Annotated in this window: 21 protein-coding genes; 8 read left to right on the forward strand and 13 right to left on the reverse strand. The window is 68.2% G+C overall.

Annotation, left to right across the window (positions count from 1 at the left end; translation table 11 throughout):
• Nucleotides 1-3 precede the first annotated feature (3 nt).
• From D5S08_RS06535 to D5S08_RS06565, 7 genes are all read right to left on the reverse strand, one after another.
• Nucleotides 4-621 (reverse strand): HdeD family acid-resistance protein, encoded by a 618-nt coding sequence (locus D5S08_RS06535; protein ID WP_121116739.1) that lies wholly within the window; start codon nucleotides 619-621, stop codon nucleotides 4-6.
• A gap of 57 nt (nucleotides 622-678) precedes the next feature.
• Entirely contained in the window at nucleotides 679-1,560 is an 882-nt protein-coding gene (locus D5S08_RS06540; protein WP_121116741.1) for an oxygenase MpaB family protein, read from the reverse strand.
• Nucleotides 1,561-1,622: 62 nt separating this feature from the next.
• Nucleotides 1,623-2,261 carry a glutathione S-transferase family protein gene (locus tag D5S08_RS06545; RefSeq protein WP_121116743.1) on the reverse strand — a complete coding sequence of 213 codons (639 nt, stop codon included), beginning with the start codon at nucleotides 2,259-2,261 and terminating at the stop codon, nucleotides 1,623-1,625.
• A 3-nt stretch (nucleotides 2,262-2,264) separates the two neighbouring features.
• On the reverse strand, nucleotides 2,265-2,717 hold the full coding sequence (locus D5S08_RS06550; RefSeq protein WP_121116745.1) for an SRPBCC domain-containing protein: 453 nt from the start codon (nucleotides 2,715-2,717) through the stop codon (nucleotides 2,265-2,267).
• Nucleotides 2,717-3,202 carry a VOC family protein gene (locus D5S08_RS06555; protein WP_121116747.1) on the reverse strand — a complete coding sequence of 162 codons (486 nt, stop codon included), beginning with the start codon at nucleotides 3,200-3,202 and terminating at the stop codon, nucleotides 2,717-2,719. Before D5S08_RS06555 ends, D5S08_RS06550 begins: the two co-directional genes overlap by 1 nt.
• The gene (locus tag D5S08_RS06560; RefSeq protein WP_121116749.1) at nucleotides 3,199-4,029 is read right to left on the reverse strand and encodes a VOC family protein; all 831 of its coding nucleotides are present in this window, start codon (nucleotides 4,027-4,029) and stop codon (nucleotides 3,199-3,201) included. Before D5S08_RS06560 ends, D5S08_RS06555 begins: the two co-directional genes overlap by 4 nt.
• A 24-nt stretch (nucleotides 4,030-4,053) precedes the next feature.
• Nucleotides 4,054-4,407 carry a DUF1428 domain-containing protein gene (locus D5S08_RS06565; RefSeq protein WP_206610294.1) on the reverse strand — a complete coding sequence of 118 codons (354 nt, stop codon included), beginning with the start codon at nucleotides 4,405-4,407 and terminating at the stop codon, nucleotides 4,054-4,056.
• A 189-nt stretch (nucleotides 4,408-4,596) separates the two neighbouring features.
• On the opposite strand from D5S08_RS06565, the gene D5S08_RS06570 reads away from it, so the two are divergent.
• Together D5S08_RS06570 and cobS are read left to right on the forward strand one after the other, a co-directional pair.
• Nucleotides 4,597-5,220: a winged helix-turn-helix transcriptional regulator gene (locus tag D5S08_RS06570; protein WP_241557262.1), complete on the forward strand. Its 624-nt coding sequence runs from the start codon at nucleotides 4,597-4,599 to the stop codon at nucleotides 5,218-5,220.
• A gap of 52 nt (nucleotides 5,221-5,272) precedes the next feature.
• A complete protein-coding gene (gene cobS / locus D5S08_RS06575; RefSeq protein ID WP_121116755.1) occupies nucleotides 5,273-6,256 on the forward strand; it encodes a cobaltochelatase subunit CobS in 984 nt (327 codons plus the stop codon).
• Between the two features lie 27 nt (nucleotides 6,257-6,283).
• On the opposite strand, the gene D5S08_RS16900 is transcribed toward cobS, so the two are convergent.
• Nucleotides 6,284-6,460, reverse strand: coding sequence for a hypothetical protein (locus D5S08_RS16900; protein WP_175578889.1), 177 nt, complete (start codon nucleotides 6,458-6,460; stop codon nucleotides 6,284-6,286).
• A 98-nt stretch (nucleotides 6,461-6,558) separates the two neighbouring features.
• Here D5S08_RS16900 and D5S08_RS06580 point away from each other — a divergent pair, with 98 nt between their 5' ends.
• On the forward strand, nucleotides 6,559-8,727 hold the full coding sequence (locus D5S08_RS06580) for a transglycosylase domain-containing protein (RefSeq protein ID WP_121116757.1): 2,169 nt from the start codon (nucleotides 6,559-6,561) through the stop codon (nucleotides 8,725-8,727).
• A 3-nt stretch (nucleotides 8,728-8,730) separates the two neighbouring features.
• On the opposite strand, the gene truA is transcribed toward D5S08_RS06580, so the two are convergent.
• Both truA and fmt read right to left on the reverse strand, forming a co-directional pair.
• Nucleotides 8,731-9,480: a tRNA pseudouridine(38-40) synthase TruA gene (truA, locus tag D5S08_RS06585; protein WP_121116759.1), complete on the reverse strand. Its 750-nt coding sequence runs from the start codon at nucleotides 9,478-9,480 to the stop codon at nucleotides 8,731-8,733.
• A complete protein-coding gene (gene fmt, locus D5S08_RS06590; protein ID WP_121116761.1) occupies nucleotides 9,477-10,382 on the reverse strand; it encodes a methionyl-tRNA formyltransferase in 906 nt (301 codons plus the stop codon). The genes truA and fmt overlap by 4 nt, the downstream gene beginning before the upstream one ends.
• Nucleotides 10,383-10,443: 61 nt before the next feature.
• Between fmt and recR the strand changes: the two genes are divergently transcribed.
• The 4 genes from recR (at nucleotide 10,444) to D5S08_RS06610 (ending at nucleotide 13,049) form a co-directional block, all read left to right on the forward strand.
• Nucleotides 10,444-11,040, forward strand: coding sequence for a recombination mediator RecR (recR, locus tag D5S08_RS06595; protein ID WP_121116763.1), 597 nt, complete (start codon nucleotides 10,444-10,446; stop codon nucleotides 11,038-11,040).
• Nucleotides 11,041-11,090: 50 nt separating this feature from the next.
• Nucleotides 11,091-11,657 carry a peptide deformylase gene (def, locus tag D5S08_RS06600; RefSeq protein ID WP_121116765.1) on the forward strand — a complete coding sequence of 189 codons (567 nt, stop codon included), beginning with the start codon at nucleotides 11,091-11,093 and terminating at the stop codon, nucleotides 11,655-11,657.
• Nucleotides 11,658-11,741: 84 nt separating this feature from the next.
• Nucleotides 11,742-12,131, forward strand: a complete 390-nt coding sequence (locus tag D5S08_RS06605) for a DUF1622 domain-containing protein (protein WP_241557263.1) — start codon at nucleotides 11,742-11,744, stop codon at nucleotides 12,129-12,131.
• Nucleotides 12,132-12,170: 39 nt separating this feature from the next.
• Nucleotides 12,171-13,049: an EamA family transporter gene (locus D5S08_RS06610; RefSeq protein WP_121116767.1), complete on the forward strand. Its 879-nt coding sequence runs from the start codon at nucleotides 12,171-12,173 to the stop codon at nucleotides 13,047-13,049.
• Between the two features lie 5 nt (nucleotides 13,050-13,054).
• Here the strand turns inward: D5S08_RS06610 and D5S08_RS06615 are convergent, their stop codons facing one another.
• From D5S08_RS06615 to D5S08_RS06625, 3 genes are all read right to left on the reverse strand, one after another.
• Complete coding sequence (locus tag D5S08_RS06615) at nucleotides 13,055-14,659, reverse strand: M56 family metallopeptidase (protein WP_121116769.1); 1,605 nt, start codon at nucleotides 14,657-14,659, stop codon at nucleotides 13,055-13,057.
• On the reverse strand, nucleotides 14,656-15,042 hold the full coding sequence (locus tag D5S08_RS06620) for a BlaI/MecI/CopY family transcriptional regulator (protein WP_121116771.1): 387 nt from the start codon (nucleotides 15,040-15,042) through the stop codon (nucleotides 14,656-14,658). The genes D5S08_RS06615 and D5S08_RS06620 overlap by 4 nt, the downstream gene beginning before the upstream one ends.
• 90 nt (nucleotides 15,043-15,132) lie before the next feature.
• A complete protein-coding gene (locus tag D5S08_RS06625) occupies nucleotides 15,133-16,797 on the reverse strand; it encodes a formate--tetrahydrofolate ligase (RefSeq protein WP_121116773.1) in 1,665 nt (554 codons plus the stop codon).
• Nucleotides 16,798-16,973: 176 nt separating this feature from the next.
• Between D5S08_RS06625 and D5S08_RS06630 the strand changes: the two genes are divergently transcribed.
• Nucleotides 16,974-18,371 (forward strand): DNA recombination protein RmuC, encoded by a 1,398-nt coding sequence (locus D5S08_RS06630; RefSeq protein WP_121117069.1) that lies wholly within the window; start codon nucleotides 16,974-16,976, stop codon nucleotides 18,369-18,371.

Genomic DNA, 18,371 nt, shown 5'->3' on the forward strand with positions numbered 1-18,371 from the left:
GGTTCAGCGCAGCCGCCGCAGCCTGAGCGCCAGCAGTACCAGCGCGACGCCGGCGACAAGGGCATAGAGCGCAATGATCCACCCCACCGACACGACGCTGACCGCCGGATTGGCCATGGCGATCCACAGCAGAGCGACGCCCAGCAGCACGGACACCGCGCCGGACAGGCCCAGCAGCCACTCGCCGGTGATCTCCCGCCGCAGCCGGATCGCGGCGCTGATCTCCGCCACGCCGGTGGCGATGGCCCAGAAGGCGATCAGCAGCACGGCCAGGGTGGCATAGGCGATGGAAGACAATATGGGGAAGCCTACGAACAGCACGCCCACCAGCACGCCGACCAGGCCGGACAGGATCAGCGTCCACCAGCGCTGCCGGTGATGTGTCGCCCCGCGTACCCCGGCGATGATGTTCAGCACGCCATCCGCGAAGGAGAAGGCGGCGAACATCAGCGCGAACACGAACAAGGCCGCCGCCGGCATGAAGGCAGCAAGCAGGCCTAGCACGATCAGCAGCAACCCGCGAGCCAGATACCAGCCCCAATTGGCCGGTGCGATGGAGGTGCCGGGCATCAGCGATCCGGCCAGGCGCTGCGACGTGACGGGATCGTGTTGTGTGGCCATGGTCGGTTCCTCCTGCCCGCGCTACGATGCAGGAGGGCTGCCGGTTCCCGCTGTGCCTCAGGCCGGGCGCAGGGCCCAGCGGATGGTGCCGCCCAGCACGCGGGTCGCCAGCCGGGTGCCGATTGCCGGCAGGCCGCTGCTTTGCAGGCCGAGCAGCGGGCGGGCGAAGGGCGGCAACAGGTCGACCGCGGATCGTGCCAGCACCGGCTGTGCCAGCGCGCCGATGGAGTCGCCCCGATGCGCCAGCACGGTGTTCGCGACCTCCCGCGTGATGGCGGTGGCACCCAGGGCCGGGCGCATGGCGACCATCAGCTCCGCCGCCTCGCCCCGGCTTTCGGGGACCGGATCGGCACCGAGACGGCGAGCGATCGTGGCGAACTGGCGGTAATACTCGTCCTGTTCCGCACCCGGCATGTCGGGCCGGACAAGCGCGACATAGGCGTGCAGGAAGGACCATGCCTCCGCCAGATGCACCCAGGCCAGCGTGGCGGGATCGGTGGCGCTGTAAGGGGTGCCATCGGGCAGGGTGCCGTTGACGTGCCGGTGGATGGCATTGACCTGCCCGATCACCCGCTCGGCCTCCACCGCCGGGCCATAGGTGGTCACGGCGATGAAGCGGGCGGTGCGGCGCAGGCGCCCGTCCAGATCCTGCCGGAAATCCGAATGGTCCAGCACGCCTTGCAGCGCATGGGGGTGCAGCATCTGCAGCAGCAGCGCGGCGATGCCGCCCACCATCATCGATGTGACATCGGCATGCACCATGCGGATCGGAGTGTCGGGCGCGAACAGCGCATCGCCCGCCGGCATGATCGGGGCCTCGCCTTTGCCAGGGTCGTTGAACATGCGCCGCACACTGCTGCCCAGCTGGCGCCGCACCTGTTCGGCGGGGTGCCAGGGCTGCTGCCGCAAGCGGCGCGCCGGCGTTGATCCTGTCCGCATCGGGCAATCTCCTGATTGCGCTGCAGATGGGGAGCGCCGGTGCGCTTTGCGAGGTGAGGCCGTCAGCCGGCCGGCTGCTTCATCTGTGCGATCAGCTCCGTGTCGATTGCCTTGGCTTCGGCATAGGCAGGGCGGGCGCGCAGACGCTCGACATAGGCCCGGAACGCGGGCCGATCCGGCATGGTGCCGAAGGCCACGCCCCAATCCACCTGCGACCCCAGATACACATCGACCATGGTGAACCGGCTGCCGCAGACATAGTCGCGCCCTTGCAGCCAGTCTTCCAGCGCATCCATCGTTCGCTCGTACGAGCCGAAGCCCAGCATCATCTCCTGCTGCGCGTCCCTGGCCTGCCAGCCCATTGTGTGGGAGATGATCGCCTGTTCCAGCGGGCCGGCACCGAACAGCAGCCAGCGGAAGTAGTCGGCCTGCTCTCCCGGCTCCGGCAGCAAAGGCGACCGGGTCGCTTCCGCCAAATAGTGGCAGATGGCCGCACATTCAGTGACCACCCTGTCTCCGCCTGGCCCATGGTGGATGATCGTGGGTACCTTGGACATCGCATTCGCCGCCAGGAAGGCGGCGGGCTTCTCGGCATCATAGGGCACGAGGACGGGTTCATAGTCCGCGCCGACTTCGTGCAGCGCCCAGCGGGCGATCTGCGCCCGGCTCATCGGATTGAAGAAGAAGGTGAAGTCCGCCATCGTCTATGTTCCTTCGCACAGGGCCTTGAACTGGTCCGCCACCGCACTCCAGCCCGCTTCGAAGCCCATGGCAAGGTGCCGGTCGCGCGCTTCTGCCGTCCAGTGCCGGGCGCGGGCGGTGTAGCGGGTGCCGTCGCCCTCAGGTGCGACCTCCCAGATGCCGACCATGAACGGGCCGGACGGCTGGAAGTCCCCGGTCAGCGCGTCGGTCGAAACGATCCGGCGCCCTTCATCCCACGCCAGGTAGATGCCGTCCTGCGGTATCTCCTCGCCTTGTGGACCGTGCATCACCATCCGGCACCGACCGCCTGCGCACCTTTCCTGCTGCAGCAGTTCGACCCGCCATGGGGTCGGGCACCACCATTCGGCCTGCCGGTTCGCGAGCACGTCCCACACCTTTGCCGGCGGGGCGGCGAGATAGCGGGTGACGGACAGTTCGTTCTCGCTGCTCATCATCACTCCCCCGTTCGCGCCGCTTCGATCGCGGCGACGTCGATCTTGCCCATGGTCATCATCGCTTCCATCACCCGCCTGGCGACGGCCGGGTCGGGATCGGCCATGCCCTCGCTCAGCACCCGGGGGGTGATCTGCCACGAGATACCCCAGCGATCCGTGCACCATCCGCACTGACCCGGCTCACCGCCATCGGCGATCAGCGCGGTCCAGTAGCGATCGGTCTCCTCCTGGTCCTCCGTGGTCATGGAGAACGAGAAGCTGGCATTGGGCGCGATGCCCATGTTCCCGCCATTCAGGCCGAAGCAGGGCAGTCCCAGCACCGTGAAATGCACCACCAGCGCGTCCCGCTGCTTGCCCGCCGGGTAATCGGTGGGGGCATGTTGCGTGGATCCCACATGACTGTCCGGGAAGGTCGCGGCATAGAAGCGCGCCGCGTCGGCCGCGTCATTGTTGCGAAACCACAGGCAGATCTCGGCCTTGCTCATGCGTCCTGCTCCTTGCGGGGGCCGACCAGCCCGATCGGCGCGCCGGCGGGGTCGATGGCGTTCAGAACGTAGCTGCCGCCGGGCACCTCCTGGATCTCGCCCATCAGGCTGCCGCCATGTGCCAGCACCGCCGCCGCGGCGCGGTCGATGTCATCGGTCGCGATGTAGAAGTTCCAGCAGGAGCGTTCCACCTGCGGCACCAGCGGCATGACCGCACCGATCGGGGTGCTGCCGTGCTGGATGAACTGGTACTCACCCAGATCGCTCATCGGCATGGAGCCTTCCTGTGTCCAGCCGAACAGGTCGCCATACAGATCGAGCGCGGCCACCGGATCGGTGGTCATCAGCTCGTTCCAGGTGAAGCGGCCGGGCTCCATGTAGCCGAACACGTCGCTCTGCGCATCAGGATCGCCCTCCGGCGGGGTTGGTGCCAGCAGGTAGATTGCAGCGCCCTGCGGATCGGCCAGCATCGCCATGCGGCCCACGCCCGCCATGTCGAGCGGCCCCATGAAGCACTGCCCCCCGGCATCCACGATCGCCCGGGCGGCGGCATCCACGTTGGGATGGTGGATGTAGCCGATCCACATCGGCCGCATGCCGGCACTGGACATCTGCGCGGTCAGCGTCAGGACGCCGCCCGCAAAGCCACCATCGGCGCGGCGGATCATGCGGTATTCCGCCCCGTCATGATCCTCCCCCGCCGGGTCGATGGTCCAGCCGGCGACCTGGTGGTAGAAGTCGCGCACCAACGCCGGATCAGGTACTGCCAGTTCGTACCAGATGAAGGCACCGCGATCGGAACCGGTGCCGGGATTGCCTTCAGCCATGCTCTATCTCCCGTTTCGCGCGGATCAGCGGCCCAGCATGTAGATCGGGGCGAAGCCGCCGAAGATCATGCGCTTGCCGTCGAACGGCATCTCCTCCGGCATCTGCATGTCGGGATCGGTCATCATGGCCGTCTCCGCCAGATCGGCCGCCTCCTTGCTGGGCCGGATGATCCACGAGAACACGATCTTTTCGCCGGCTTCCGCCTTCACCGCCATGCGGAAGTCGGTGTGCTGGCCGTCGCGCACATCCTCCTCCCACGCCTCCATGATCTCGATCGCGCCATGCTTCTGAAAGAACGGCCCGGCGGCCGCGGCCATCTCACAGTAAGCCTCTTTCTTGTCTTCGGGGACGGCAAGCAGGAATCCGCTGACATACATGATCGCTCTCCTTCGGTTGTTATTGCCGCGGTGGTTCGTCGGAAAAGCTATCCATAGTTCGCAAGCGAATCACCTACTTGAAAAGCATGCCTCTGCCAGTTACCTTATGCAACCATGAAGTCAGAAGAAGTTACTGCGATTGAGACTGCCAGGCCGGTGCATGGCAGATGGTACGCAGATGCCTGCGGCATGGCCTTCGCGATGGAACTGGTGGGCGAGCGGTGGACGCTGCTGATCGTGCGCGAGCTGATGCTGGGGCCGCTGCGCTTTTCCGACCTGCGCGCCCGCCTGCCCGGCCTGTCCGCCAAGGTGCTGACCGAGCGGCTGGCTGGCATGGAAGCGACGGGCATCCTGGTCAGGCGCAAGCTGCCGCCGCCCACGCCGGCGCAACTGTTCCAGCTGACCGAGTGGGGGCTGGCTCTGGAACCTTCAATCCAGGAATTGGGCCGCTGGGCGGCGATGTCGCCCGCGCACAATCCGCAACTGCCGATGTCGCCGGTCGCCTTCATGCTGTCCCTGCGCACGATGCTGAATCCGGATGCGGCGCGGGCGCTGGATGTGCAGGTCGGCTTCACGGTGGCAGGGGAAAGCTTCGTGGCGGACCTTGCCGCGGGATCGATGCCGGTCCGCCGGGGGGAGCCGGGGGAGGGCGCCATCGGCTTCGCCGCCGACACGCCACTGCCGCTGCTGCGCGTCTTCTATGGCAAGCAGCCGCTGGAGCAGGCCGAGCAGGCGGGCGTGACGATCCGGGGCGATCGCAACCGGGCGCGCCGGTTCGTGGAACTGTTCGCCCTGCCGCCGAAGACCGGCTGATGGGCCATTCGCGGTTGCAGCGCAAAAGCCGCTTGTCTAGGCACGTCGGCACATGACCCAGATGATCAGTCCCGCGCAGGAATCCGGCACCGCGCTGCCGGCACCGGACACCACCGTCAGCGTGCGGGAGGCGTTCGGCATCGACACCGACATGGCCGTGCCGGCCTTTTCCCGTGCGGATGAGCGCGTGCCCGACACCGACGCCACCTATGTGTTCGATCCGGACACCACGCTGGCGATCCTGGCGGGCTTCGCCTTCAATCGCCGCGTGATGGTGCAGGGCTATCACGGCACGGGCAAGTCGACCCATATCGAACAGGTCGCCGCCCGACTGAACTGGCCCTGCATCCGCATCAACCTGGACGCGCATATCAGCCGCATCGACCTGATCGGCCGCGACGCCATCGTGCTGCGCGACGGGCTGCAGGTCACCGAGTTCCGCGAAGGGCTGCTGCCCTGGGCGCTGCAGCACCCGGTGGCGCTGGTGTTCGACGAATATGATGCCGGGCGGCCGGACGTGATGTTCGTGATCCAGCGCGTGCTGGAGACGGAAGGCAAGCTGACCCTGCTGGACCAGAACCGCGTGATCCGGCCCCATGCCGGCTTTCGCCTGTTCGCCACCGCCAACACGGTCGGGCTGGGCGACACCAGCGGCCTGTATCACGGCACCCAGGCGATCAATCAGGGGCAGATGGACCGCTGGAACATCGTGGTCGGCCTGAACTACCTTTCCGCCGAAACGGAGCGGGCGATCGTCGGCGCCAAGACGAAGCTGGGCGAGAAGCTGGTGGCGGACATGATCCGCGTGGCGGACATGAGCCGGCAGGGCTTCATGAACGGCGACATCTCCACCGTGATGAGCCCGCGCACCGTGATCACCTGGGCGCAGAATACGGAGATCTTCAACGATCCCGGCTTCGCCTTCCGCCTCAGCTTCCTGAACAAGTGTGACGAGGCGGAGAAGATGCTGGTGGCCGAGTACTACCAGCGCGTCTTCGGCAAGGACCTGCCCGAAAGCGTAATAGGCAAGGCCTGAGCGGGGCTACTGGCAGGCCGCCGCAGGTCATTTGCGGCGGCTCGCCTGCATCAGCGCGTAGCCGGCAAGGGCGCAGCTTGCCGCCGCGAGGACAAATCCCGCAATGGCGGACCACAGCGCCGCCTCCATGCCGCCGAGATACGCGCCGCCCATGAAGCCGAGCAGCGGCAGGATCAGCAGCAGCAGGCATCCGAGCGCAACCATGGCCGTCCTATCGGCATTGGCTGCGCCGGTGGCAAGTGGACTGCATCGCGCTGCAAAAACACTCGCCCTGACTGTATTGATGCGGTAATACAGCAGTCATGGCATTGTGGCATCGGCTGACGGGCAGGGCAGAGCGGCGGGAGGAACCGCCTGCCTGGCGCGACCGTGAGGATTCCCCGTGGTCGCCGCTTTACGGCCTGGATGACGACGAGGAGCAGGACGACTGGCGTGTTCCGCCGCGGCCGTTCGCGCCGGTGGCCGACCCCGCCCTGCCATCCTCTCAACCGCTGCCGCAGACCGGCCGCACGCGTGGCTGGTGGGTGCGGCACGGGCTGGCCGCGCTGCTGGCGGTGCTGATCCTGCTGATCGGCTGGCTGGCCGTTACCGCGCCATTGTCCAAGAGCCTGCGACCGATCGTGCCGCCGCAGATCACCCTGCTGGCGACGGACGGGACGCCGATCGCGCGCAATGGCGGCAATGTGGATGCGCCGGTCGCCGTGGCCGACCTGCCGCCGCATGTGGTGGAGGCGTTTCTCGCCATCGAGGATCGCCGGTTCTACCAGCATTGGGGCGTCGATCCGCTGGGCGTTGCGCGTGCGGCCTGGGGCAACCTGACCAGCGGGCGCACGCAAGGCGGCAGCACGATCACGCAGCAATTGGCCAAGTTCACCTTCCTGACCCCGGAACAGAGCCTGACCCGCAAGGGTCGGGAGGCGCTGATCGCCTTCTGGCTGGAAGCGTGGTTGAGCAAGGACGAGATCCTCGAACGCTATCTTTCGAACGCCTATTTCGGCGACAATGCTTACGGCCTGCGTGCGGCCTCTATGCATTATTTCTACCGTCAGCCCGAACGGCTGACGCCGGCACAGGCGGCGATGCTGGCCGGGCTGCTGCAGGCGCCGTCGCGTTATGCGCCGACAAAGAATTACGGCCTGGCGCGGGAGCGGATGGAGACGGTGATCGGCGCGATGGTCGATGCCGGATACCTGACAGCGGCGGAGGCGGACCGCATGCGCGCGCCGAAGCTGGATGTGCGCAACGCCAGCACGCTGCCCACCGGCACCTATTTCGCCGACTGGGCCCTGCCGCAGGCGCGGCGGGTGGTGTCGACCGGTTATGCCCGGCAGACCCTGGTGACGACTCTGGACAGCCGGTTGCAGAACGCTGCCCGCCGGGCGGTGGAGCGCGCCTCCCTGGGTGGCGCTCAGGTGGGGCTGGTGGCGATGCGCACCTCGGGCGAGGTGGTGGCCATGATCGGCGGGCGCGACTACGCCGACAGCCCGTTCAACCGGGCGACACAGGCCCGGCGCCAGCCCGGCTCCACCTTCAAGCTGTTCGTCTATCTGGCCGCGCTGGAGGATGGGTGGGAGCCGGAGGATCCGATCAGCAACCAGCCGATCACGCAAGGCAGCTATCGCCCGGAAAATTCAGGTGGCAGCTATTCCGACTTCATCACCCTGGAGGATGCGTTTGCCCGGTCCAGCAACGTCGCGGCAGTGCGGCTGCTGGGGGAGGTCGGATCCGATCGGGTGATCGAGGTGGCGCGTGACCTGGGCATCACTTCGCCCATGCCGGAAGGCGATCCTTCGCTGGCGTTGGGCACGTCCACCGTGACCTTGCTGCAGCTGACATCAGCCTATGCCGGCGTGGCGGCCAACCGCTTTCCGGTGCAGCCGCGCGCTCTGCCGCTGGCGGAGAGGGGCTGGCTGGCGCGGCTGTGGGAATGGCTGTTCGATGGCACGGACAGCTTCGGCACCGATGAACATGCCGCGATGGAACAGATGTTGCGGGCGGCGGTCAATCGCGGCACCGGCCGGGCCGCGGTGCTGCAATCCGCCAATTTCGGGAAGACCGGCACCACGCAGGACAATCGCGACGCGCTGTTCGTCGGCTATTCGGGCGATCTGGTGGTCGGCGTCTGGGTCGGCAATGACGACAACAGCCCGCTGGCCGGCGGCATCAGCGGCGGCGGCGTGCCGGCGCGCATCTGGCGCGACTTCATGCAGCAGGCCCTGGGCGAACGCAGCGGTCCGGTGCGGCGGCGCGATGCTCCTGCGCCCAATCCCAGCGGCCCGGTGCAGCCGCTCGACCTGCCGGATATCGGCGATGTGCAGCTGGGCGGGGAGGGTGGCCCTGTGCTGCGGCTGGAAGATGGCGGCGCGGTGATCTCCAGCGACGCGGCCGGAATGCCGCTGGACCTGCGGCTGGACGGAAACGGCGTCAGCGTCAGTCCCGGCGAGCCGGCGGAACCGGCGCCGGCGCAGTAGCGGTCAGGCTTCGTCCGGGTAGGTCGCGGCCACGAAGAACAGTCCCTGCGCTGGCGCATTCAGCCCCAGCCGGGTGCGGTCGCGCGCGGCCAGCGATTCCGCGACCTGGGATTCTGACCATTGGCCCCAGCCGACCAGCGCCAGCGTGCCGACCATGGAACGGACCTGGTGATGCAGGAAGCTGCGCGCCGCGGCCTCCACCAGCACCCAGTCGCCTTCCCGCCGCACGTCCAGCCGGTCGAGCGACTTCAGCGGGCTGGCCGCCTGGCAATGGGCGGAGCGGAAGGTGGTGAAATCATGGTGGCCGACCAGCGCCTGCGCCGCCCGGTGCATCGCCTCCGCATCCAGCCGACGCGGGATGTGCCAGGCGCGGCCGCGGTCCAGCGTGGGCGGTGCGCGGCGGTTGCTGATGCGGTAGAGATAGGACCGCCCGATGCAGGAAAAGCGCGCATGCCAGTCGTCGGGCTTCGCCTCGCAGGCGATCACCGCCACCGGTTGCGGGCGCAGCACGGCGTTCAGCGCCTCCATCAGGCGCCCGGGCGCGATCTCCTTGGCGATCTCGACATGGCTGCGCATGGCCAGGGCATGCACACCGCTGTCCGTGCGGCCGGCGCTGTGCAGCACGGCCGCTTCGCCCGTGACCTGCTGCACCGCCTCCTCCACCGCCTGCTGCACGCTGGGGCCATGCGCCTGCCGCTGCAGGCCCATGAACGGGCCGCCATCGAATTCCAGCGTCAGGGCGAAGCGCGTCACCTGAGCACCGTCCCCTGCGGCACGGCACGCCCGCGCAGGAAATCCGCCAGCGGCATGGCCGGCCGGCCGGCGCGCTGCACGACGGCAGGACGCAGGGAGGCTTCACCGCAGGCGATAGTCAGCTGATCGTCCACCACCGTGCCGGGCGCGGCATTGCTGCCGACGACATGCGCGCCCAGCACCTTGATCCGCTCTTCATCCAGCTCGAACCATGCGCCGGGCGCGGGCGCAAAGGCGCGCACCTCCCGCTCCAGCAGTTCGGCGGGCTTGCTCCAGTCGAGCCGCGTCTCCGCCTTGTCGATCTTGGCGGCGTAGTTCGCCCCCAGTTCGTCCTGATCCTCGGGCCGCCAGTGCTGGTGATCGGCCAGCACCTCCACCAGCAGGTGCGCGCCGACCTCCGCCAGTTCGGCGAACAGCTGGCCGCTGGTCTTGTCCTCCACCGGCACGCGGGCGGTTGCCAGCATCGGTCCGGTGTCGAGCCCTTCGGCCATGCGCATGATGGTGATGCCGGTCACCGGGTCGCCTGCCAGGATGGCGCGCTGGATCGGTGCCGCCCCGCGCCAGCGTGGCAGCAGGCTGCCATGCACGTTGATGCAGCCCAGCGCCGGCGCATCCAGGATCGGCCGCGGCAGGATCAGGCCATAGGCGACCACCACCGCGACCTCCGGCTGCAGCGCCGCGAACTCCGCCTGCGCCTCCGGGTTGCGCAGGCTCTTCGGCGAATACACCGGAATGCCCAGCGCCTCCGCGCGCAGCTGCACCGGGGAAGGGCGCGGCGCCTTGCCGCGGCCCGCGGGGCGGGGCGGCTGGGTATAGGCGGCGACCACCTCGTGCCCGGCCTCCACCAGCGCGTCCAGCGTCGGCAGTGCGAAATCGGGCGTGCCCATGAAGATCGTGCGCATCGTCAGCCTTGCGGTTGCCGGCCCTTTGCGTTTGCCGGTGCGGCGCCCTATCTGCCGGGTGATGGCATCGCAAGAGATCGAGGCGCTGGCGGGCGCATTGGCGCGGCTGCCGGGCCTGGGGCCCCGCTCTGCCCGGCGCGCCGTGCTGTGGCTGGTGAAGCGGCGCGAAACGGCGCTGGTGCAACTGGCCGAGGCGCTGGAGGTGATGCGCCGCAGCCTGGTGGAATGCGCCACCTGCGGCAATGTCGATACGGTCACGCCATGCGCGATCTGCTCCGACCCGCGCCGCGACCCGCGCCAGCTATGCGTGGTGGAGGAGGTGTCCGACCTGTGGGCGCTGGATCGCGCGCATCTGTTCACCGGACGATACCACGTGCTGGGCGGTCGCCTGTCGGCGCTGGACGGCGTGCGGCCGGAAGATCTGAGCATCGGTTCCCTGCTGGAACGGGTGTCCGCCGGTGAGGTGGAGGAGGTCGTGCTGGCCATGAACGCCACGTTGGAAGGGCAGACCACCGCGCATTATCTGGCGGAGCGGCTGGAGGGCCTGCCGGTGCGCATCACGCAGCTGGCGCACGGCCTGCCGGTCGGGGGCGAACTCGACTATCTGGACGAGGGCACGCTGGCGCAGGCGCTGCGCGCGCGGCGGCCTGTGCTCTAGCGACGCGGCGCCAGATTGATTCGCGGGCGCGACCAGACTATCTGGACCGCATGGCTATTCGTGAAATCGTGGAAGTGCCGGACGCCCGGCTGAAGCTCGTATCCAAGCCGGTGGAGGCGTTCGACGACGACCTGCGCACGCTCGTGACGGACATGTTCGAGACGATGTATGACGCGCACGGCATCGGCCTGGCCGCCATCCAGGTGGGCGAGCCGGTCCGCGTGCTGGTGATCGACTTGCAGGAGCCTGACCCGGATGCAGAAGGCGAGGATTGCGGCGATCATGGCTGCGGCCACGATCATCGGCCCACGAAGAAGAACCCGCTGACCTTCATCAATCCGGAGATCGTCGAGGTCAGCGAGGAAACGAGCACCTACCAGGAAGGGTGCCTGTCCATCCCCGAGATCTATGGCGACGTCGAGCGGCCCGCCCGCTGCCGCGTCCGCTGGCATGATCTGGACGGTGCCGAACACGAGCAGGAGCTGGACGGGCTGCTGGCGACCTGCCTGCAGCACGAGATGGATCACCTGAACGGCATCCTGTTCCTCGATCATCTCAGCCGGCTGAAGCGCAACATGGCGCTGAAGAAGCTCGACAAGCTGCGCAAGGCCGCCTGACCCGGCGCGGGCCGATCGCCGGCAGGTCCGGCCGCCCTGCGCCAGATCATCGGAACAAGTACCGGCAGCGCCTATTTACTTCCGGTGCTGAGCGAAACCTTCATGCTGAACGTCGCCACGATCGTGGCGCAAGGGTTCGAACTGGCGGGCATTGCCGCCATCATCCTGGGTGCGGTGCTGGCGACGGCGCAGTTCGGGCTCAGCCTGCTGCGCGGCCAGGTGCAGCGCGGGGCCGAGGGGCGCGACGGTGTGCTGCCGGCCTTCCGGCGAACCCTCGGCAGGTCGGTGCTGACCGGGCTGGAGCTGCTGGTCGCGGCCGACATCATCCGCACCGTGGCGGTCGAGCCCACGCTCCAAAGCGTGCTGGTGCTCGGTCTGATCGTGATCATCCGCACCTTCCTGTCCTTCAGCCTGGAGGTGGAGATCGACGGCAAGTGGCCGTGGCAGCAACGCAAGGGCAGTGATCCCGATTGATCCGTTGCACTTGGACGCTGCAACATACACGGGCTGGCAATGAGTCCCGACCGCACCGTCTTTACCGCCGCACTGGCGATCGTGGGGTCGATCTGCTCCCTCAATCTTGGTGCCGCCATCGCCAAGAACATGTTCGCCGCTGTCGGCTTCGAAGGCGCCGCGGCGCTGCGCACCGGAATCGCCGCGCTGCTGCTGCTGCCGCTTGCCCGGCCGTGGAGCGTGCGGTTGAGCAGGGCGCAATGGGGCTGGGTGCTGCTGTACGGCCTGACAATGGGCGTCATGAACCTGTTGATCTACTGGTCGTTCATGTTCATCCCGGTCGGCATCGCCGTGGCGATCGAGATCGTCGGCCCGCTGGCGCTGGTGCTGGCCGGCTCGCGCACGCTGGGCGACTGGTCGTGGGCGTTGCTGGCGCTGGCCGGCCTGGCCTTGCTGGTGCCGTGGACGGACCATGCCGCCGCGCTGGACGGGCGCGGGGTGGCGCTGGCGCTGGCGGCGGCGGCGTGCTGGGCCGCCTACATCCTGTTCGGCAAGCAGGTCAGCCGCATCGGCGGGCGACAGGTGGTGGCCCTGGGTCTCGGCATTGCCTGCCTCGTCACGGTGCCGCTGGGGATCGGCCATGCCGGCACGGCGCTGCTCAGCCCCGGCGTGCTGGCGACGGGCGCATTGGTTGCGGTGCTGTCGAGCTGCCTGCCATACATGCTGGAGATGTTCGCGCTGGGCCGGCTGAGCCCGCGGCTGTTCGGCCTGATCATCAGCGCCGCGCCGGCGGCTGGCGCCCTGGCGGGCTATGCCGTGCTGGGCGAGCGGCTCACGCTGCAGCAGGGTGTCGCCGTGGCGCTGATGATCGCTGCCAGCGCGGGCGCGGCACTGACCGGTCGCCCGGCCGTGTCGCGCCCGCGGGAGGATTTCGGCTGAGCGGATCAGTTGCCAGCGTGCAGTTCGGCGATCTCGGCATCCAGCTCGCTCAGCACCTCGGCCCGTTCCTGAGCGGACAGTTGCATGTTGCTGGCGATGGCGGCACGCGCCCCGCTGAGCGCGCGGGCGACGGAGCGCATGATGTTGGCCTCCAGATTTGCCTCGGCGTGGGCGGAGGCTGCTGCGGCGGCAGCAGAGCCGGTGCCATCGCACGTCGCCGTGCCCGTGGCGGGCATGCTGGCCTGCGTAGCGCAGGCTTCCGCCATGGCGATTGCCGTCGCCGCTTCGGTCTGGCGCATCAGGGTTGCGTGCATCGCCCCTCCGGGGGCGAACTGCTGTTCGACTTCGGCGGCCAGGGCCGTGGCCTTTCGCTCGATGTCGGCCGTATCCGCTTCCGTGGCTGCGCTGTGCACGGCCATCTCGCGGCCGAAAGCCTCCATCCGCGCGCCGAACGCGGCCCAGGCGTCTGCCTCCTCCACCGGTGCAGCGCCATCACCTGTGACAAGGATTTCGTCATGCGCGATGTCGGGATCGATCGACTGCACGGGCAGCGGCACTCGTGGCTGCGATATCGCCGCCGCGACCGGTGCCGACGGATTGGGCACGATGGTCGCATCCTGCACCGCCGCGTAGGAAATAGATGCGGTCAGCGGCAGCGCCAGTGCGCCTGCCCCCACCAGCAACCGGCCCACGACACGCTGACGACGGGATGCCTCTGCACGGGTCAGGCTGCGTAACCGCTGCACGATGGCAGCCTCGCCCAGCTTCGGGCCGACCATGGGGCAGGCCAGGGAAGACGGTATGCCGTTGGGCGATGCGGTGCGCTGGCCCGTGGCGATACCGACGATCAGCGCGGCGTAGCAGGCCCGCTCCGCCCGTCCGCGCCCGGCCATCACCCGCGCATCGCACGCCGCCTCCTGGTCCTGGCGCATTGCCAGCCAGCCGAACCAGGCCAGCGGGTTGCACCAGTGCAGCGCCAGCACCAGCTGCGCGGCCATGTTGGCGAGCAGGTCCTGCGCCCGATGGTGGCTCAGTTCATGCGCGATGGCGAAGTCACGCGCCTGCCGGTCGGGCTGCGCCATGAACCCCACCGGCAGTGCCACCACCTTGTCGAGCACCCCGAAGGCGACCGGGCCGTGGATCACCGGCGTTTCCACCAGCCGCACCCGCCCGACTTCGCCCACCGGTTGCGCCTGCGCCAGCAGGGTTCGCCGCATCCGGCGATAGGTGATGATGCGCAAGGCGATGAAGCCTGCGGCACCCGCGGCCCACACGCCCAGCAGGATCCACAGCAGGTGCGACGATCCGGCCGTGGTGGCTCCGCTCGGCACGACCGCCTGAACGGGAAGGGGGCTGGGCAAGGGCGCCGCCACCGGGACGGCCAGCGCGGGAGCAAAGGCTCCGGGCAACGGAGCCACCGCGGGCGCCAGTGCGCCGGGCAAAGTCAGCGGCGGTAACAGCAGCCTGGCGAGCGGCAGAGCCCATAGGGCATAGGCGATCTCCGGCCCGAACCGGCGAGCCACCGGGCGCCGCACCAGCAGCACGAGTCCGATCAACAGGCCGGTCCAGATCATGGTGTCGGCCAGCCAGTCCAACATGGCAGAAATCATCGGCGCAGCTCCTGCAGCAGGCGTTCAATCTCGTTCAGTTCCTGATCGTCCAGCGCCTCTTCACGCGCTAGATGCGCGAACAGGGAAGCGGCGCTGCCGCCGAACAGGCGATCCACCAGGCGCCGGGATTCGCCCCCGACCCAGGATTGCCGTTCGAGCAGCGGGGAATACAGGAAGCGCCGCCCGTCCGGCTCCGTCGACACGGCCCCCTTGGTGACCAGCCGGGCCAGCAAGGTCTTGACCGTGGCCATGGTCCAGTCGCGCTGCGCACAGACATGGTCGCAGACCTCCGCGGCGGTCAGCGGATGGCGCGCCCACAGCGCCTCCATCACCGCATGTTCCGCTTCGCTGATACGATCTGGGTCGGGACGGGCTTCGGTCACGCTGCCTCCTGTGTGTGACTACAACCGTAGTCGATTCGACTACGTCTGTAAACACGAGATCGGTCCGCAGCTATCGAAGGCAGCTCTGGCCTAGAACAGCCCCTCAATCAGGCCGTTCTCGTCGAGATGGATGCTCTCGGCGCTGGGGACACGCGGCAGGCCCGGCATGGTCATGATCTCCCCGCAGATTGCGACCACGAAGCCGGCACCGGCGGACAGGCGCACTTCGCGCACCGCGATCTCGTGCCCCTGCGGCGCCCCCATGGCGGCAGGATCGGTGGAGAAGCTGTACTGCGTCTTGGCCATGCAGATGGGGAAGTGGCCATACCCCATCTCCTCCCATTGCTGCAGCTGCTTGCGCACCGGTACGGGGATGACGACGCTGGCGGCGCGGTAGATCTCGCCGGCGACCGTCTCGATCTTCTCGGCCAGCTTCATGCTGTCGGGATAAAGCGGCTTGAAGGCCGGGGCGCCCGCGTCAGCCTTGGCGGCGACGATCCGGGCCAGCTCTTCCGCCCCGGCGCCACCATCGGCCCAGTGGCGGCAGATGATGGCGTCGGCGCCGAACTGCCGCGCCATCTCCTGGATCACGCCGACTTCCTCGTCCGTGTCGGTGTGGAAGTGATTGATGGCGATGGTGGGTGTCAGGCCGAACTTCTGCAGGTTCTCGATGTGCTGGCGCAGGTTCACCGCGCCGGCCCGCACCGCCTCCGGGTTGGCCGCGCCCAGATCCTTCTTCGCCACGCCGCCATGCATCTTCAGTGCGCGCACGGTCGCCACCAGCACGACCGCATCCGGGGTGAGACCGCCCATGCGGCACTTGACGTCCATGAACTTCTCGGCACCCAGGTCAGCGCCGAAGCCGGCCTCCGTCACCACGTAATCCGCCATCACCAGCGCCGCCTTGGTGGCGATCAGGCTGTTGCAGCCATGGGCGATATTGGCGAAGGGGCCGCCGTGCAGCAGCGCCGGATTGTTCTCCAGCGTCTGCACCAGATTGGGCAGGATCGCGTCCTTCAGCAGCACGGTCATGGCGCTGTCGGCCTTGATGTCGCGGCAGAACACCGGCGTCTTGTCGCGCCTGTAGCCGACGATGATATCGCCCAGCCGCCGTTGCAGGTCGCTGAGGTCGGCGGCAAGGCACAGGATCGCCATGATCTCCGAAGCGACGGTGATGTCGAAGCCGGTCTCGCGCGGGAAGCCGTTGGACACGCCGCCCAACGGGCCAACGATCTGGCGCAAAGCCCGATCGTTCATGTCCAGCACCCGGCGCCAGGTCACGCGGCGCAGGTCGATCTCCAGCGCGTTGCCCCAGTAGATGTGGTTGTCCAGCATCGCGCTCAGCAGGTTGTGCGCGGAAGTGATCGCGTGGAAATCGCCCGTGAAATGCAGGTTGATCTCGTCCATCGGCATGACCTGGCTCTTGCCGCCGCCGGCCCCGCCGCCCTTCACGCCGAAGCACGGGCCCAGGCTGGGCTCGCGCAGGCACAGCATTGTCTTCTTGCCGATGCGGTGCAGCGCATCGGACAGGCCGACGGAGGTGGTCGTCTTGCCTTCGCCCGCCGGTGTCGGATTGATCGCGGTGACCAGGATCAGCTTGCCGGTCCCGCTCGCAGGCGGCAGCTGGCCAAGGTCGATCTTGGCCTTATGCCGACCGTAGGGGATCAGCGCCGCCTCCGGCACACCCGCCTGCGCCGCCACCTGCGCGATCGGTTTCAGCGTTGCCTGACGGGCGATCTCGATATCGGTGGGCATGGTGTTTCCTGGTCAAGCTGCGGCGCGCGTTAGACGCGGAATGGCCCGCTTCCGCAACCCTGAAGCTGTGGTGGTCGCACGCGATACCTGCACCGGGCACTGGCGGCGCTTGCCAGTGGTCTCCACCCCAGCTACGTTCACCATGTGTTCTGTTGCGGAAGGAGTATCGGGTGGACCTGCTTGCCGTTGTGCTGATCGTTCTGGCGCTGATCGCCGGGCTGGCCGTCGGCTGGTTTGCCGGAGGGCGGCCGGCGGCCGACTGGCGCGCGCGGCATGGCCAGCGGGAGGCGGAGGCACGCGCGCTGGAGGACAAGTTCCGGCAGGCGATCGTCGATCTGGAAGGCGCCAGCGTCCGTGCCGAGCGGGCGGACCACCTGTCCGGCCTGCTCGACAGCACGCGCGAGGAGCTGGTGGTGCTGAAGACCCAGGTGGCCGGCTTTGCCGAGCAGAAGCGCCTGCTGGAGGAATCGCGCGATCGGCTGATGAAGGAATTCGAGCATACGGGTTCCGCCGTCCTGTCCCGTGCGCAGGAGACGTTCCTGGAGCGCGCGACCGAGCGGTTCGGCCATGCGGAACGCTCCAGCGAGGCGAAGATCCGTGCGCTGCTGGAGCCGGTCGGGGAGCGGCTGCGCGGTTACGAGCAGCAGGTGGAAATGCTGGAGCGCAATCGCGTGGATGCGTTCGGCCAGCTGACCGGCATGATCGAGGCGATGCGGGTGGGGCAGGAAGCCGTGCGCAACGAAGCGATGCGGCTGGGCAATGCGCTGACCAACGCACCCAAGGCGCGCGGGCGCTGGGGCGAACAGCAGCTGAAGAACCTGCTGGAAAGCTGCGGTCTGGCGGAACATACCGACTTCCAGCTGGAACATTCCGTCACCGTGGAAGAAGGGCGTCTGCGGCCCGACGCGATCGTGCGGATACCGGGCGGCAAGATGCTGGTGATCGACGCCAAGGTTTCGCTCAACGCCTATCAGGAGGCGTTCCACGCCGACAATGAGGAGGCGCGCCGCACTGCCATGGCGGCGCATGTGCGCTCCATGAAGACGCATGTGCAGCAACTGGGCGCCAAGTCGTATCAGAGCCAGTTCAGCGATGCGCCCGACTATGTCGTGATGTTCGTGCCAGGGGAGCATTTCGTCGCCGCCGCGCTGGAGCATGATCCTGAGCTGTGGGACTACGCCTTTGAACGGCGCGTGCTGCTGGCGACCCCGACCAATCTGGTGGCGATCGCGCGAACCGTGGCGCAGGTCTGGCGACAGGACGCACTGGCGCAGGAGGCGCGCGCGATCGGCACGCTGGCGGGCGACCTGTACGACCGTATCGCCGTGGCGGGGGAGCATCTGAAGCGCGTCGGGTCCGGGCTGGAAAGCGCCGTGGGCAATTACAACAAGTTCGTCGGCAGCTTCGAACGCAACGTGCTGTCCTCCGCCCGCAAGCTGCGGGACAAGGGCATCGAGATCGGCAAGCGGGAGGTCGACGAGGTGCCGCTGGTGGAAAGCGCGCCACGCTACACCGCCGGCGATTGCGAGGCGCCGGCGGAACCGGTGCCCGCCCGGATAGTTGATCCTGCCTGA

It is taken from the genome of Croceibacterium ferulae (assembly GCF_003660445.1).
In the GTDB taxonomy this organism is placed as follows: domain Bacteria; phylum Pseudomonadota; class Alphaproteobacteria; order Sphingomonadales; family Sphingomonadaceae; genus Croceibacterium; species Croceibacterium ferulae.